This window comes from Sphingomonas panaciterrae (assembly GCF_036890205.1).
Taxonomy (GTDB): Bacteria; Pseudomonadota; Alphaproteobacteria; order Sphingomonadales; family Sphingomonadaceae; genus Sphingomonas; species Sphingomonas panaciterrae.
The window spans coordinates 1-16,256 of record NZ_JAKNQR010000009.1 but is presented as its reverse complement, the minus strand read 5'-3'; the positions used below and the strand labels follow the sequence as shown (position 1 = coordinate 16,256).

Here is a 16,256-nt window from a genome sequence, read left to right as displayed (position 1 = left end):
ACTTCCACATTAAATGCAACCGGACCGCCCTGTCGTGGCCGCATTAAATGACCAATATGTCGTGTGCCAGGCAAGATGCCTGGGGACCATCTGGCTGAATCTACTTTTCACCTCTCCCTTTCAGGAGTGCCGTGGGTCGGCCTCGCCGGTTCGTGCGAGGGCCAGGCGATCTCCATCGCCGAAGATCAGGGTATAGGCTGCGTCATTCTGCTCCACGGCGCTGGGTCGCTCAACCGCGAAGACCACATCACGCGTAGGAAAAATCAACCATGCGTTCGCTGTCATGGTACAGAATGTAGATACAACCCCCGGAAGATCGACGCCTTGCTCACGAAGAAACCGATACCAAGCGAGGCGTCGATAGTCGGCAAATAGGCCCATATAGTCAAAGGCTGGTTGAACACGGCGAGCAACGATCCGATCCATAACCGCCATTTGCGCGTCGTAGCCGAGAGAAGCACTTGTAAGCCGCCATATGGCGTCCTTAACACCTGAACCCTTACCACCGAGTCTGGCAGAAATCTCAAGATCAAAGTGCATCAAGGCGCGATCACGGAGCGTCTTTTTCAATCCCGTGCCAAAAACCCGCGAGGATGCTAAGGCGCTAAGAGCAGAGTCCGGGCCTGCATACCATTGTACCTCTGGGGCTCGTGACGAATAGTGACAGGCTTCCCAGTGTGCAGTGATCGCGGCGCAGGCTGCCTCACGATCCTCGCTGCCGGTAGCAAGCACCGCCGTGGTGATGACTGAGGCTGATCGTTCAAAGGCCTCAACCGCTCCAAAAGGTATCGTAAGCGAAGGGACGGGTGCCGGAAGATCCCATTCGTCGCTTTCCCATACCGCGTCAGCAAATGCGGCGGTAGAGGACGTGCCGAAGCGCACCGAGTCGCCCCACCCGTCTGCAATCTCTATGACGCCAGGCGCAGTCATTCGCGCTCGGGTGCCGTATAAACCGATGGCAGCCTTGCCGAAGCCGAACACACCTTCCTGCGTAGTTAGATCAGGATTGTCTCCAGGTTCACGAAAGCGGGCACGACTAAGCGGTACGGCTTTTCCATCTTCGAGGAATACGCTGCGACGGCTCTGAGTGCGGAGTTCTTCGATAAAGCGGATCACCGCTTGATGATTGGCATACCCATTCCGAACCGTGACACCGCGCAGGTCATCAGGTCGGCCCCAATCGCCGTTCGCTGGACCGAGATAATCGGCGAAGGCAGCCAGCGCAGCGTATCCCCTAATAGTTGGCCGCCTTGGCATTATACGCCCACTCCTTCCACAGCCGATGGGTGCAGGCTTCAGTTGGCCCGGCAAATAAACTGTGCATTGTCAGGCACTAGCCCCTTCCGCGGTAATCGCTTCCTGCTCCGATGCCGGAAGATGGCGGTAGAGCGTTGGGACCGACACGCCGATCGTCGGCGCAATCTCGCGGATCGTCATTCCAGAGGCGAGGAGTTTACGGGCGGCTGCGAGCCGTCTGGGCGTCATAACCGTTTTTCGCCCTCCTACCCTTCCCTCGCGCCGCGCTACGATCAGCGCGGCGGTGGTGCGTTCCCGGTTCAGGTCGCGCTCCATCTCCGCCATCGCCGCCAGGATGTGGAAGACGAGCTTGCCGGCCGTCCCAGCGGTGTCGATCCCGTCAGTGATGGAGCGGAGACCGACACCGCGATCGGCTAGCTCGGCAGCGAGATCGACAAGCCCCTTCATTGTTCGGCCGAGGCGGTCGAGTTTCCAGACCACAAGCACGTCGCCATTGCGCGCATGCGACAATGCCTCGGCCAGGCCGGCTCGGTTAGCTTTCGCGCCGCTCGCCTTGTCGGAGAAGGTCCGGTCGCAGCCGGCTGTGCGCAGCGCGTCGAGCTGAGGCGTCAGATCCTGTTCGGGCGTCGATACCCGTGCGTAGCCGATCAGCATGAGACATTCTCAAAACTCATCTCCTGCGCCTATCACGGCCTACCCCAATCGAGAAAGTGTTTTGATAACGCGTCCGAACTTGCTAGACGTTCTCACATGGTCGCGTATCAAAATCGATCGTTTGCGAGACGTGCCCGGCATCTTGAGCCGCCGCGTTTTTCAGATCTCATTCATGAGTATAGGCCATCAACGAAGTAACCCAGGTTGCGAAGTTCTCTTCATTCACCCCTCGACGACGTAGGCCGGTCAGGGGCGTTGCCGGATAGCGGACCCACTTAGTTGCGACATTCTGCCAATTCGCACCGGTAGCGAGCTGAATCGAACGAGGGATGTTACCAGTGCGTCCATGCCTCGCCATGATTGCCTCATGACCAACGACACGCCGAACGATTTGGCTGACGATGTGGCGGAAATCCTGATTGACCTGCACGCACCAGGTACTTTGACCATGCTGCCCGACAATGGCTCCGAACACGTGCTCGCCTTCTACCCAGATTCCCGCGTGCAACTGCGGCGTGTATGCCTTTTAGCGTCGGACATCTCGCGCGAGCTCGACGCCGCTTACGTTCGCATAGAACCGATCGGCGCTTCAGCCGAGTTGCGCATCCGCCTGTTACGCGAAGTGCCGCTCGACGGCTGAGCCGTGGCAGCAAGCGCGTTCAATCATTACGCATTTGGAACGAATTAGACGTTTGGCGCCGGCTGTGTTAGTATAGCAGCACAGTTACGGCACTGCCGATGCTGTTTCTCTCAACATCGGAGATTTACCATGTCCCACCCTGCCCGGGTGCTGGAGCGTGACGACGTGCGCCGGCTGGTGCAGTACGTCGCGACCAACCGGCACCCCTTACGTGATCGTGTCATTGTCCTGCTGAGCTTCAAGGCAGGTTTGCGTGCCTGCGAGATCGCTGGTCTCGACTGGGCGATGGTATTGCGAGCAAACGGGCATATCGGCGATCAGCTGCTGGTCGCCGCCAGCATCGCAAAGAATGGCGCAGCGCGACAGCTGCCCATCCATCCGGAACTCGCCACCGCAATGCGGCGGCTGCACAACCATCAAGGCAAGCCTACGGCAGGTCCGGTGATCCGTTCCGAGCGCGGGGCGCACATGCGGGCCGGCAGCATCGTCAACTGGTTTGCCGCTGCCTATGCCGCGCTGGGGCTGCACGGTTGTTCGTCCCACTCAGGCCGGCGCACCTTCATCACGCGCTCCGCGCGGCTGATCGCGCGCACGGGCGGTTCGCTGCGCGACGTTCAGGAACTTGCCGGTCACCGCCAGCTCACCACGACCGAACGCTATATCCAGGGTGACCGCGACAGCCAGCGCAGGCTTGTCCGCCTCGTCTGACGACGAGTTCCCCTTCTTCCCTTCATATCGCTAGCTTCAGGAGAATTCGCATGAACGCGAAGCCGACGACTCACGCCCACAACGCATCAGACGCGCGTAGCCCCATCGCCCGCCTCAACGATGCCTTGCGCCAAATGCCCGTCGATGGACGATTGGCGGTCACCGCCGGCGTGATCGCGCTCGGCAACGGCGCTGTGTCCGACATCCTGCTGGCAGTCGCCAGCTTTGACGCATTCACACCCGACAACGACCCGTATGGCGAGCATGACTTTGGCACCGTTGAGTGGAACGGCACCCGAATCTTCTGGAAAATTGACTGTTATGACCGCGCCATGCGGTTCGGCTCGCCTGATCCTGCCGACCCCAGCGTCACCACCCGCGTGCTTACGGTGATGCTGGCTGACGAATACTGATGGGGCGCACGACCATGGCAAAGCCAGCGATGCTGGAGGTTGGCACCATCTCCTTTGCGCGATGCGGACAAAACATGATGCTGCGTCCTGCCGAGCGCACGCGGCTTATCCTTGCCGCAAGCCATGCTTATGAGCCCGATCTGCTGGTGACCGCGGGCTATGCGGTGCATTCGCGAAAGCAGTTGCACCGGTTGGCCCGTGAGATCTCCAACGAGCCGCGCGCGGGCACCATCGTCACTGAAGTTCATTATGACGGTCGTGCTCAGCGCGAGGCTGGACGTTGGCACGCCATGTGGGCGATCACGGGCGATGGCGACCTTCATCGCTTTGGCCGCCAAGCATTTGCGCGCAGTCGCCAGATCGCGGCTGCCGACAACCCGCGCCTCGAGCGCTTCGTGCGCCAGTTGGATCAGCGCAGCCTGGAGTTCGAGCGATGCAGCGTCTTTGCGCTCATCTGCGGCGAGCTCAACATCATTCGGGGGCGCACCGCACCGCGCTTCGTTGACCAAACCGCACGCGACGCGATTTTGGCGGCTGACATCATCGTCAATCCAACTCACGACCGCATGAGCAACGCCGGCACGTTAGCCGCCAAGCGCAAGCTATTGTCCCAGCCACACGCAGACGGGCGACCGCGCGCGTACATCTCCTGCTCCAACTGGGAAGCGTGCGGGCTGAACGGGCGCATCCAGTATCCCTCGCCTACGCTCCACACAGTTTATGTGTCGGGTAAGCCGTTGGCGTATGAAGAGCTGGCTGATGGTGCGTTTGGCTTTGTGTATCGTCGTTGGCAGTTGCCGCTTGACCGTGAACTGTAAACGGTCTGCTTGCTACTCGCACTCGGTGGAATAGTACCATTTTCCCATGAGTACCGCCGATCCTTGGCGGGCGCCGTGACAGAGCTGAAATCAGCCGGTTCAAGCTGTTCTTTTCTAAAGCCCGCCGCGTGGTGAAGTGGATATCCGCTGCTCGTCACCTTTCGGCCACGCCAAGCGCGATAGCTGCCGTCGCTCCGCGAAATGTATGAGGCAGCTAACGGCCGAGTGTCATTCGCAGACGAGTGCCTGTCTCAATATCTAGTGCTATTCAGGCGCTCAGGCCTGCGCGCACGCTCCTACCAATGGTTATAGCCGGTGGCATGCTTTGGCGTTGGCGCAGCGCCGCCAATCCGAAATGACCAGCTGCGTGAGTCTAGCGAGCGGAGGGGTTATGATTTCGGGGCCGTACCTGTTGTATCTCGGCGCAGCGACCGACGTTCTGGCGGTGAAAACCGCACGCGGCATTGCCGTTTGGCGTCCGGGCGCTGCCATCGGCGAAATGGCCCAGCCTGAGTGTACAGTGAGCGTCGGTTTGCCACGTATGACGATCGCGCAGGGCGTTGCAGCTGGCGCAAAGACATTGGTGGTGGGGTTCGCCAACGCGGGCGGCACGATCGATGAGACCACCGGCGGCGTGGTGCTCGAAGCAATCGCTGCCGGCCTGAATGTAGCCTCGGGGCTTCACATGCGCCTCTCCGACGCGCCTGGCGTTGCCGCTGCTGCGGAGCGGGCCGGTGTCGCGCTGGTCGACGTACGCACCCCGCCTAAGCTGCCGGTTGGCACTGGTAAGCGCCGCACTGGCCGTCGTTTGCTGACCGTCGGGACCGACTGCTCCGTCGGCAAAATGTACACCACGTTGGCGCTGGAGCGGGAACTGCGCGCGCGTGGCGTGGCGGCCGATTTCCGTGCGACTGGACAGACCGGGATCATGATCGCGGGTTCGGGCGTGCCGATCGACGCCGTTGTCTCGGACTTCCTGTCCGGCGCGGCCGAATGGGTGTCGCCGGACCGAAGTGACGACGGATGGGATCTCATCGAAGGACAGGGATCGCTATTTCACCCGTCGTTCGCTGGCGTGTCGCTCGGGCTTCTGCATGGTTCACAGCCTGACGCGCTTGTGCTGTGCCACGAGGCCGGGCGCGAGACGATCCGCCATACGCGTGACTACAAGGTTCCCGATCTCGCCTTGTGCCTTGAACGCAATCTGGAAGCCGGTCGCCTGACCAGTCCCGACGTCAAGGCGGTTGGCGTCGCCATTAACACGTCGGGGCTACAGAGCGACGAGGCGCATGCTCATTGTCTCGCCATCGAGGATCGCCTTGGCCTTCCATGCCAGGATCCGGTGACAATGGGGACCGACCGTATCGTGGACAAGCTGCTCGCATGCTTCGCGCCGTCCGTCCTCGCATAGAGCGTCACGCGCTACGCACGCCTTTCCGCATTGCGCGCGGCGTGCGGGACAGCATCGATGTCGCGGTGGTCGAACTGCAGCACGGAGCAGTCGTGGCGCGGGGCGAAGGCACGCCAACGCCCCGCTATGGCGAGACGCCCGAAATGGTCATCGAGCAGATCGAGAAGACCGCTGACGCGATCGCGGAGGGTGCTGACCGTGCCGCGCTCCGCGCATTGTTGCCTGCGGGCGCGGCGCGCAACGCGCTCGACAATGCGCTTTGGGACCTCGAGGCGCGGCTGGCTGGCACGCTCTATGCGCCACCAGTCGAGGGTTTGGTAAGCGCCCGCACCATCTCGATCGACACGCCCGCCGCCATGGCCAAAGCGGCCCTTGCGCTTGCCGATGCCCGGCTCATCAAGGTCAAGCTGGACGGCAACGACCCTGCCGCGCGCCTGCGAGCGGTGCGTGATAGTGCGCCCGCCGCGATCCTGATCGTTGACGCCAACGAAGGCTGGTCACTCGATCTCCTCCGGGACATGGAGGAGGTGCTGGTCGATTGTGCGGTAAGGCTGGTCGAACAGCCACTGCCTGCAGGGCAGGACGCGGCGCTCGCCGATATTGCGTTGCGCGTGCCGCTGTGCGCCGACGAAAGCTGTCATGTCGCTGCCGATGTGTCGCGGCTACGCGAAATCTATGACTTCGTGAACATCAAGCTGGACAAGACCGGCGGACTCACTGAGGCGCTCGAACTGCTCGCCGCGGCCCGGAATTCGGGAATGGGCGTGATGGTTGGCTGCATGCTTGGTACTTCGCTTGGCATGGCGCCTGCCATGCGCGTCGCGGCGATGGCCGACTATGCGGATCTCGATGGCCCCTGGTGGCTTCGCGAAGATCGCTCCGGTGGATTGACCTTTGCGGCGGACGGCAGCGTCGGTCCGCCCGACGACGCGCTTTGGGCATACCCTGCCGCCTGAGGTTCCGCTCGGCACTCCGGTATGATCTGCTGTGCGCTTGCGGACGGCGCGCTTTGCCGACACTGCTGCGACCGTGCTGACGCTACGCCACATTGAGATCTTCCACGCTGTCTACCAGACTGGGTCACTCAGTGGCGCAGCGCGCGTGCTTGGCGTATCACAGCCGTCGGTCAGCAAGGTGTTGCGCCATGCGGAGTCGCAGCTCGGCCTGGCACTGTTCCGGGTGGTCAAGGGGCGGCTAATCGCGACCGACGAGGCGCATCGATTGTTCGAGGAGGCTGCCGCTGTTCAAGACCGGGTGGCAACCTTGTTCGAAGCAGCGCGCAATCTGCGCCTCGCCGATCAGGGTCGCCTGCGCATTGCGACGATCCACTCGTTGGGTTTGCGCCTTCTGCCGCAGGCGATGGCTCGCTTTGCAGTTCGCCATCCACAGGTCTCGTTCGAAATCCGCACCTTTCACACCGAAGAACTGGCAGATACGCTGCATAGTCGAAGCAGCGATCTGACCATCGGTTATGACGTGGCGCGGCATCCGAGGCTGGGTAATGTGACGCTTGGCTCTGGCGAGCTGGTCGTGTTGTTCCGGCGGCAAGATATCCCGAGCCCGCCGCCGCGGATTGCGATCGAGACACTGCGCTCGTTTCGGATCATTCAGTTGATCAACGATGGTGCGATCGGCGGCTTGCTCGCACGGCGGACGGCAGACCAGCGATCCGATGCCGCAACGATCGCCGTGAAGAGCTATTTCGTCGCTGCCGCACTGGTGGAGCAGGGGATGGGCGTCGCGGTGATCGACGAGTTCACCGCACGCGGATGCATGACGCCAGAGCTAGACATGCGTCCGCTCGAACAAGGCATGCAATTTAACATCGTCGCCGCGCACCTTGAGGACGTGCCGCTATCGACCGTCGCACGACAGTTTCTCGAAAGCGTGCGCACGGCGATCGGGCCAGCCAAGGCATAACATCGGGCTATGCTCGACGCGCGATTTGCTGTGCCGGTCACCCAATCCTTTCCCTAGCATCGCCCTCCGGTCTGACATTCGGGGGAAAGCGCGTGAAGAGACGGAACAAGCGGCTGGCGATCATCACGGCGGCGGCGCTGGCTGGTACGGCAGGCTGGACGGCACTCAGCGCACGAACGACGCCCGAGTTTGATCTGGTGATCGCCGGCGGACGGGTCATCGATCCAGAGAGCGGCCTTGATGCGGTGCGATCAATCGGGATCAAAGATGGTCGCGTCGTCATGATTTCCGATGAGTTGCTCGCAGGCAAGTCTCGGATCGATGCCAAGGGCCTAGTTGTCGCGCCAGGCTTCATCGACGTGCACTCTCACGCCCAGACCATACCAGGTGGTTGGATGCAGGCACTTGACGGTGTCACCACCGCGCTCGAGCTGGAAACCGGCCGTTGGCCAGTAAGCGACAGCTATCGCAACGCCGCGGCGGAAGGCCGCCCCATCAATTACGGCTTCTCAGTTTCATGGGGTGGCGTCCGTACCGAGCTGCTCGGCGCTCGCGCCAAGGGCTTAGCCACGGCAGAAGAGATCAAGATGATCCTACGCAAGGTAGGGGAGGGGCTTGATGACGGCGGCCTGGGTGTAGGCACTCCAGTCGGTTACTGGACCGAAACCAACCGCACTGAATATTGGGATGTGGCGAAGCTCGCCGCTAGTCGCGATGTGCCGATGTTCACGCACGTACGCAGCAAAAATTCGCGCGATCCGCACAGCGCGGTGGAAGCATTCGGGGAGGTGATCGCAGCCGCGGCGACCACGGGCGCGCACATGCACCTGTGCCACATAAACAGTTCGGGCCTGCGCGATATCCCGCGGCTCGCGGCGATGATCGTCAAGGCGCGCTCCTATGGCATCCCGGTTACCAGCGAAGCCTATCCTTGGGGTGCCGGCTCTACCGGCATCAACGTGCCCTTCCTCCAGGTCAAAAACCTGCCCTTGGTCGACATCAAGTCGAGCAACATCGAAGTCGTGGCGACCGGCGAGCACCCGGCGTCTGATGCCCGTCTCGCCGAGTTGCAGCGCCAGGATCCGAGTGCACGCGTCTTCGTCCATTATCTGAATGAGGCGGTCGATGCCGATCGCCGCTTGATTGAGCAGGCGGTGCTCGTACCCGACGGTTTCATCGCCAGCGACGCGGTGAACTATTCGGTCGGTGCCGAGGATTTCACCACGCCGAAATGGCCGTTCCCCGGTAACGTCTACGGTCATCCGCGCACCGCATCGACCTTCACCAAGGTGCTGGGTGAGTATGTGCGCGACCGTCAGCTTCTGAGTCTGCCCGACGCGATCCGCCGCTCGACCATCCTGCCAGCGCAGTTGATGGAGCCGGTTGCGCCCGAGATGAAGCGCAAGGGCCGCATTAAGCCCGGCGCCGACGCCGATATCGTGGTGTTCGATCCTGCCACCGTCGGGGCGGTGGCTACCTATGCCAAACCGACCGCGCCCTCGCGCGGGATGCGCTATGTGCTCGTCGGAGGCAATTATGTGGTTCGTGACGGCAAGCTGCTGTCCGAAACACGCTTCGGCCGTCCGGTGCGCGGCGGGAGCGCGAAATGAAGGGTCTCGGTGTCAGTCTGATCGCATTGGCGATCGCAGCGCCGGCCGTCGCGCAGCCCAATGGAACGCAGCAGCAGGCAGTCGACGCCGTGTTCGCGCGCTATGCGGGCAAGGACGTCCCAGGCTGTGCCGTGGCAGTCGAAATGAAAGGCCGCAAGCTGATCGACCGTGCCTACGGCATGGCGGATCTCGAGAACGCAATTTCTGCGAAGCCCAGCACCATCTACGAGGCGGGATCGGTGTCCAAGCAGTTCACCGCCGCTGCGGTCATCCTGCTAGCGCGCGACGGTAAACTTAGTCTCGGCGACGATATTCGCAAGTATCTACCTGAGATGCCGGACTACGGCACGCCCGTTACCGTTGGCCAGTTGATCCATCACACCAGCGGCTTGCGCGACTGGGGCTCGGTGGCAGGTATGGGCGGCTGGCCCCGCAACAGCCGGGTGGCCGACAATGACGACGTACTGGCGCTGGCGGCGAAGCAGAAAGGGCTAAACTACGCGCCGGGCACGCACTACACCTACAGTAACACCAACTTCAATCTGGCCGCTGTGATTGTGGCGCGCGTTTCAGGCATGTCATTCGCGGCATTCAGCGAAACCCGCATCCTTAGTCCGCTCGGTATGACGAACAGTAGCTGGCGTGAACGCTATGCCCGCATCGTGCCCGGCCGCGCGATCGCTTATGCCCGCGAAGGTACAGGCTATGTCATCGACCAGCCGATCGAGGACGCGCATGGCAACGGCGGATTGCTGACCACCACCGCTGACCTGCTGCGCTGGAATGCGGCACTGTCGGCGGATACTTTGGGGCAAGGCTTTACCGCCGCGATGGAGAAGGTGGGCGTTCTAAAGTCCGGCGTTGCCATCGAATATGCCGCCGGTCTGCGAGTTACGCAGCGCGACGGTCGACGGGAAGTCGCGCATTCGGGATCGACCGGCGGTTATCGCGCGTGGTTGGCGCGCTATCCCGATCAAAAGCTGTCGGTGGCGCTACTGTGCAACGCGTCGGACGCCAATCCGGTGGAAACCGGCCGCCGCGTTGCGGATGCCTTCCTGCCGGCGACGCCCGCAGCACGGGCGTATGTTGCAAAGAAGCTGCCCGCCACTGGCATTTACCTCAGCGACGTTACTGGATTGCCGCTGCACATCACGGTGAAGGATGGGAAGCTGCTGGCCGACGAGGTGACGATAAAGCCGGTCGGGCCAGGTCGTTGGCGAGCTGGCGACTTTACCTATGTCTGGGATGCGGAGAACGAGTTGACCGTGGAGGCGATCGGCGAGCGGCTGCGTTACCGCCGCGCCGATCCGGCGGTTGCGGGCGAACCACGCGACTATGCTGGTCGGTACTGTGGCGTCGACAACGACTTTTGCCTGGCGGTTGGTATCGGCGCAGGCCGCGCACTGACGGTCGCTCCATCGACACGGGAAGGCCATACGCTGTCGTTCAAGCCGGCCTTCGCCGATGCGTTCGAGAGCGCCTATGGTGACGTTCTGCGCTTTACGCGCAAGGACGGAAGGGTAACCGGCTTACGCTATCTCACCGGACGCGCTTACGGCGTCGCGTTCAACCGTATCAACTAAGCGCGATCAATCTGAGCAACAACAAAAGGCGGGAGCGACGCTCCCGCCTTTCCATATCACCAGTGTTTGCGCCGTGTTCAGAACCGCAGCGACGCACCCATCGAGAAATACCGGCCGATCTGATCATAGTGGATCTGACCATAAGTGGTCAGCGGCGGATCAAGGTCGAACAGATTGTTGATCGTTCCGTACAGCGTGAACGGCCCCGCATTCACCCGTGCACCAAGGTCGATGTAGGTCTTGGACGAGATGTCGTTGTTCGCGATGTCGACTTCGGCATTATACACGCCACCTGCGACATAACGGGCGCGCAGGTCGAAGGTGCCGAGCTGCGATTCCCACGAGATACTGCCGTTGGCACGCCACCGTGGAATGCCAGAGGTGCCATCACCCACAGTTCCAACGGTCTCGATGCGTGCGATACCATCATCAGTGATGCGTGAATCAGTGTAGGTCGCAAGCGCGCGGAAGCGCAGGTTGCCGTCGGCATTCGCCGCAAGATCCGCGAGCGGCAGCGTATAGGTCGCCTCGAGATCGATACCCTGAGTTTCAAGCCGTGCGAAATTCAGGAACGTGCTGTAGATCGCCGTGATCGCGCCGGTCGGCGAACCGCCGGTACGTTCGATCTGGCTGCAGAGGCTGGTCTGCCCCTGATAACAGCGCGTGACGACGTCCTGTGCGGTCGGGGCGACGATGACGTCGTCGATGTCGATGCTGTAATAGTCGGCAGACAGCTTCAAACGCGGGATAAAGCCTGGTGACCAGCTAACACCGGCGGTGAAGGTCTGCCCGATCTCCGGACGCAGATTGGGATTGCCGCCGCCATATCGAACCACTGAGTCGGTCGTACCGCGCACCGGATCCGCGACCGTGCTGAAGGTCGTCGTCAGGGTGGTGAAGAACTCCGCCAGACTCCCGGACCGAATATCGCGCGATCGTGTGGCACGGATCAGGAACTGGTCGAACAGCAGCGCGGTGCCCCCCAGCTTCCACGACCAAATACCGCCAGTGTTGCTGTAGTCCGAATAGCGGGCAGCGCCGTTCACACCGAACTCGGCCGTTCCGTCGATATCGATCAGCGGCACGTTCAGCTCGGCGAAAGCTTCTTTCACATCGAAACCACCATCGAGCGGTGCGAAGTTAAGTTGGGTAAAGCCGCGGGCACGGGAAACCGGGTCGATATCGACCGATTCAATTGCCTCCCGTCGTGCCTCTCCACCGACCGCCACCGTGACCGGCCCGGCCCATAAGTCGAATAACGTGCCCCGAATGTTGAAACCGCCGCTGTCGAGCGTTTCGTTGGTGATGCCAAATGCGTCTGCAAATGCGAAATCGACAGCCTCCTGCGACGCGCGACCTGCGCCGAAGATGTCGAGCGGCCGGCACGCGGTGCCCGGATTGGTCAGCGCTACCCGGCAGACGATGTTGCCAGCGGGGTCACGAACAGCGTCAAGCGCTTGCGCCAGGTTCGTCGTGATGCGCTGATTCTGGTAGCTGCGGTGATCACGCGCCTCGCCATGGCTGTAGAAGGCGCTGTACTTCCAACGCCCGTCTGCGAACGATCCGTCTATGCCGATCGCGCCTTCCCAAGTTGACCGACGGTAGCCGAAGATGCGCTGGCCATAATCCTGAAAGATGCGCCCGAGCGAAAAGGTCGCCTGGTTGGCAGCGACTAGCCTGTCACGTATTTCGGGCCGCAGAAAGGCGTTATCGCGCGAGAAGGTTAGGTTGCCGCGAGCCACTTCCGAGTAGAACAGATATTCAGACGAAATATTGTTGTAGAGGCCGTCGATCCACAGCGTCGCATTGTCGGTGACGTCGAATGACAAGCGACCATATCCGTTGTAGCGCTCGTACGGTGAAGACAAGGGATATTCGTCGGTGCTGCTGATGCCTTCGCCGCCGACCATCACCGCCGATCCGCGCGGGCTGCCGTAGACGAACGGGCGCAACGTACCGTCCGAGTTGAATGTCTGTCCGGCGAGCGCCCCGTTGACGATCAGGCCACCTGCGCTGGCGTTGGAGAAATTAACGTCGCGCGCTAGAAAGAAGGCGCTTTGTCCGTTGGTCGGCGTGTAGGTCGGGTTCGCATAGACGGCCGTGCTGCCGACGTTGGGACGGCTATCCCGGTTCATGGCGCCGCGTTCCTTGACGAAGCTGCCCCCGATTACAAAATGGCCGCGGCCATCGGCGAAGTCGGTGCCCCAGCTCGCGTCGGCGCCATAACGAGCGGCATCGCCCCGACTCGAGATCCCCGCCTGGACGTCAAGCGTCAATCCCTTGGCATCGCGATCGAGCAGGATGTTGACTACACCTGCCACGGCTCCTGAGCCATAGGCGGCCGAAGCGCCACCTGTGACGACCTCTACCCGCTCGACCAGCGGCAGCGGCACTACGTTGAGATCGGCGGTACCGATCGACCGCCGGCCATTTAGCAGTGTCAGCGTGCGGTTCGCTCCCAAGCCGCGCAGGTCCGCGGTGGTGGTGCCCGAATTGGTGTTTGCGACCGTGGACTGAGGCGTCGTGCTTGCTCGGAACTGCGGCAGATCGTTCAGAACTTGGCCGATGCTCGGACGATTCCCCAGCCGCAGCTCGGCCGCTCCGACAACCGTGGTAGGGGTGGGCGCATCAAACCCACCAACGTCGATGCGCGATCCGGTGACCACGACATCCTCGCCGCCCGTCGGCTCCAAGTCGTCGACTAATATGTTCGTCGCGGCGTTCTGCGCCCAGGCAGGGGCGATAGTTGCGAGCGCCATAGCAATCGCGCAACTCGCTCGTAGTTCGATTAACATTCGCGGCATCATCATTCCCCCGGAAAAGCACCCTGACGATCGTGACGATTTCATTTCACTGCAGTGCAGCACCAGCCAAGAAGAGTTCAGCCGCTATAACCTGAGGTTAGAAGCGTCCGACGAGCCCCTGACTCGCGAGCCGTTATCCGGCAGTTCAGGCTACCGCCAAGCTGAACGAGTGACCGCTTCCGGTTTCATTGGAGCGGCGCTGAATAGCCAAAACGTGGGTCCTTGTGCCCGCGAAGCTGCCAATCGGCTTTCGACCCAATTCCCGGCCATACGTTGCCTGCGCTCCGCTCCCCAGAAGCGGTCGTCCGTTCACAAACTGGCGTTTGATGAACACTTGCTTGCGCCAAGCTCCTGAAAGTTTGCGCTTATAGAGGGCCTTTGCGCACGGCCGTCGCTGTCCAGAAAACAACCGGGGCTGTTGAAAAAGGCCGGGTGATCCGATCGCGTGCCTGGCGGGTTCCCCGCCTCGACACATCGGGAGCAGCGGCCATGATGGGCGAGCAACAGCGAGGCGGCAAGGGCGCAAGTTGGCGGGCGCTGGGAGCGATGATCCCCGCCGATCATATCCTACGCAGGATAGACGGGCTGATCGACCTGGGTGAACTGCGCCATGCGCTCGCCCCGCACTACAGTCGCCGAGGGCGTCCCTCGATCGCGCCCGAACTGCTGATCCGCATGTCACTGATCGCTCGCCTCTACGGCCTCACGTCGGAACGTCGGCTGTGCGAGGAAGTCCGCTTCAATTTGGCCTATCGCTGGTTCTGTCGTTTACCACTCGACGCGCCCGTGCCGCACCACTCTACGTTCAGCAAGAACCGGCATGGCCGCTTCCGCGATGCCGGCATCTTCCGCATCCTGTTCGAGCAGACTGTGCGGCGCTGCGCCGACGTGGGGCTGATTGCCCACAAGGATGCCGCAATCGACGCATCGTTCGTCGCAGCCGATGCAAGCTGGCAGCGCAAGATGCGGGACGCCGACATGGCCGCGCCTCGGCTTCCCCGCCCGGTTTGTGAATGGCTGGCGGATCAGGCCAATGCTCCACCGCAGGAACATGGGGTGCCGCGTGGCAAGCCGGCCGAGGTGTCACGCACCGATCCGGCGTCGGCGTGGTCTGCGCGCACGGCTCGGGGCCGGTTCGGCTATGCCCTGAATGTCCTGATCGACACGCCGGGAGGGGTGGCGATCGACGTGGAGGCCAGTCCCGCCCGCTTCGCGGCAGAAGTCGATGCGGGGCGGACCATGCTGGCACGGGCCGACGATCGGTTCGGCTACCGGCCAAAGCGTGTCGCGGCCGACACCGCCTATGGTAGCGCCGCGTTCCTGGCGTTTGTCACCGATCGCGGCACCATCCCGCATATCCCAGTGCTGGAACGCTCCGAGCAGACCAAGGGCAAATTCCCCCGCGAAGCCTTCCGCTATGAGCGGGAGCAGGGCCGCTATGTCTGCCCCGCTGGGAAGATACTGCCCTTTCGCGGTGCCGATCGTCGGGCCGGCTTCCTCCGATACAGCGCCAGTCCTGCCGATTGCCGCGCCTGTTACCTCAAACGGAAATGCACCGCAGGCAGCAACAGGTCGGTTACGCACAGCGAACATGAGGACGTGCGTGAGCTGGTGCGCGGCGAGATGCAGACGCCGCTATTCAAGCGGTCGATGCGGCTGCGTCGGGGCGTCGAGCGGGTGTTTGCCGATGCCAAGGGTAAGCGGGGGCTAACCCGTTTGCACCTTCGCGGCCTGCGCGGTGCCGAGGAAGAGTTTCTGTTGGGCGCGGCCATTGCCAATCTCGTGCTATTGGCCCGCCCTGACGCACGACCGGCACGGACCCGCCGCCCGCCCCCGGTGCCGGAACGGATCGACCACATGGCCCGGATCAGCCGGGGCCGGTTCGAGCAATCCTACTACGCTACGATCTTCTGACGCCAGTTAGCCAGGTTCGCGCTCGGCCGCAGGGAAGTGGCGATAGAAGGTAGAACGGCCGACCTGTAACAGCTTCGCGACCTTCGCCGGTTTGTCGCCGGCCTTGAGCAGCTTGCGGGCGGTATCGAGCATGTCGGGCGTCATTACGGACTTGCGGCCTCCACCCGTGCCGCCCTTTGCCCGTGCCGCTGCCAAACCGGCGATCGTCCGTTCCTTTATCAGTTCGCGCTCCATCTCTGCGACGGAAGCGAGGATATGGAACAGCAGCCGGCCCGATGGGGTGGCCGTGTCGAACCCGTCCGTCAGCGATCGGAAATCAATCTTGCGAGCGGACAGGTCGGCCGCCAGTTCGATCAGGCCCCCGATAGATCGGCCAAGGCGATCGAGCTTCCATATCACCAGCGTATCGCCCGCCCGCACGAAATTGAGAGCTTCGGTCAGGCCGGGACGGTTCAGCTTCGCGCCGCTCACCTTGTCGGTGAACTGTCCGTCGTCAGAACATTCGGCACAACTCGCGGCGTAGA

Annotated in this window: 14 protein-coding genes; 10 read left to right on the top strand and 4 right to left on the bottom strand. The window is 62.3% G+C overall.

Annotated features, from left to right (window positions below; all coding sequences use genetic code 11):
• Positions 1 to 120 precede the first annotated feature (120 nt).
• Positions 121 to 1,116 (bottom strand): hypothetical protein, encoded by a 996-nt coding sequence (locus tag L8F96_RS15715; protein WP_334656602.1) that lies wholly within the window; start codon positions 1,114 to 1,116, stop codon positions 121 to 123.
• Between the two features lie 210 nt (positions 1,117 to 1,326).
• Positions 1,327 to 1,911: a recombinase family protein gene (locus L8F96_RS15710; protein ID WP_066759998.1), complete on the bottom strand. Its 585-nt coding sequence runs from the start codon at positions 1,909 to 1,911 to the stop codon at positions 1,327 to 1,329.
• A 367-nt stretch (positions 1,912 to 2,278) separates the two neighbouring features.
• Here L8F96_RS15710 and L8F96_RS15705 point away from each other — a divergent pair, with 367 nt between their 5' ends.
• The 9 genes from L8F96_RS15705 to L8F96_RS15665 all read left to right on the top strand — a co-directional run bounded on the left by L8F96_RS15705 (position 2,279) and on the right by L8F96_RS15665 (position 11,014).
• Positions 2,279 to 2,551 (top strand): hypothetical protein, encoded by a 273-nt coding sequence (locus tag L8F96_RS15705; RefSeq protein WP_334656601.1) that lies wholly within the window; start codon positions 2,279 to 2,281, stop codon positions 2,549 to 2,551.
• A gap of 129 nt (positions 2,552 to 2,680) precedes the next feature.
• Entirely contained in the window at positions 2,681 to 3,259 is a 579-nt protein-coding gene (locus L8F96_RS15700) for a tyrosine-type recombinase/integrase (RefSeq protein ID WP_334656600.1), read from the top strand.
• Positions 3,260 to 3,309: 50 nt separating this feature from the next.
• Positions 3,310 to 3,672 (top strand): DUF3768 domain-containing protein, encoded by a 363-nt coding sequence (locus tag L8F96_RS15695; RefSeq protein ID WP_334656599.1) that lies wholly within the window; start codon positions 3,310 to 3,312, stop codon positions 3,670 to 3,672.
• The gene (locus L8F96_RS15690) at positions 3,672 to 4,490 is read left to right on the top strand and encodes a hypothetical protein (protein WP_334656598.1); all 819 of its coding nucleotides are present in this window, start codon (positions 3,672 to 3,674) and stop codon (positions 4,488 to 4,490) included. The genes L8F96_RS15695 and L8F96_RS15690 overlap by 1 nt, the downstream gene beginning before the upstream one ends.
• Before the next feature lie 391 nt (positions 4,491 to 4,881).
• Positions 4,882 to 5,901 carry an N-acetyltransferase DgcN gene (gene dgcN / locus L8F96_RS15685; protein ID WP_334656666.1) on the top strand — a complete coding sequence of 340 codons (1,020 nt, stop codon included), beginning with the start codon at positions 4,882 to 4,884 and terminating at the stop codon, positions 5,899 to 5,901.
• Positions 5,820 to 6,857 (top strand): N-acetyl-D-Glu racemase DgcA, encoded by a 1,038-nt coding sequence (dgcA, locus tag L8F96_RS15680; protein ID WP_334656597.1) that lies wholly within the window; start codon positions 5,820 to 5,822, stop codon positions 6,855 to 6,857. Before dgcN ends, dgcA begins: the two co-directional genes overlap by 82 nt.
• A gap of 37 nt (positions 6,858 to 6,894) precedes the next feature.
• A complete protein-coding gene (locus L8F96_RS15675) occupies positions 6,895 to 7,821 on the top strand; it encodes a LysR family transcriptional regulator (protein WP_334656596.1) in 927 nt (308 codons plus the stop codon).
• A gap of 92 nt (positions 7,822 to 7,913) precedes the next feature.
• Complete coding sequence (locus tag L8F96_RS15670) at positions 7,914 to 9,431, top strand: amidohydrolase family protein (RefSeq protein WP_334656595.1); 1,518 nt, start codon at positions 7,914 to 7,916, stop codon at positions 9,429 to 9,431.
• Positions 9,428 to 11,014, top strand: coding sequence for a serine hydrolase domain-containing protein (locus tag L8F96_RS15665; RefSeq protein WP_334656594.1), 1,587 nt, complete (start codon positions 9,428 to 9,430; stop codon positions 11,012 to 11,014). The genes L8F96_RS15670 and L8F96_RS15665 overlap by 4 nt, the downstream gene beginning before the upstream one ends.
• 77 nt (positions 11,015 to 11,091) lie before the next feature.
• Here the strand turns inward: L8F96_RS15665 and L8F96_RS15660 are convergent, their stop codons facing one another.
• On the bottom strand, positions 11,092 to 13,773 hold the full coding sequence (locus tag L8F96_RS15660) for a TonB-dependent receptor domain-containing protein (protein WP_334656593.1): 2,682 nt from the start codon (positions 13,771 to 13,773) through the stop codon (positions 11,092 to 11,094).
• A 423-nt stretch (positions 13,774 to 14,196) separates the two neighbouring features.
• On the opposite strand from L8F96_RS15660, the gene L8F96_RS15655 reads away from it, so the two are divergent.
• Positions 14,197 to 15,732, top strand: a complete 1,536-nt coding sequence (locus tag L8F96_RS15655) for an IS1182 family transposase (RefSeq protein ID WP_334656592.1) — start codon at positions 14,197 to 14,199, stop codon at positions 15,730 to 15,732.
• A 6-nt stretch (positions 15,733 to 15,738) separates the two neighbouring features.
• On the opposite strand, the gene L8F96_RS15650 is transcribed toward L8F96_RS15655, so the two are convergent.
• Positions 15,739 to 16,256 (bottom strand): recombinase family protein (locus L8F96_RS15650; protein WP_334656591.1); only part of this gene is annotated, 518 nt, incomplete at its 5' end.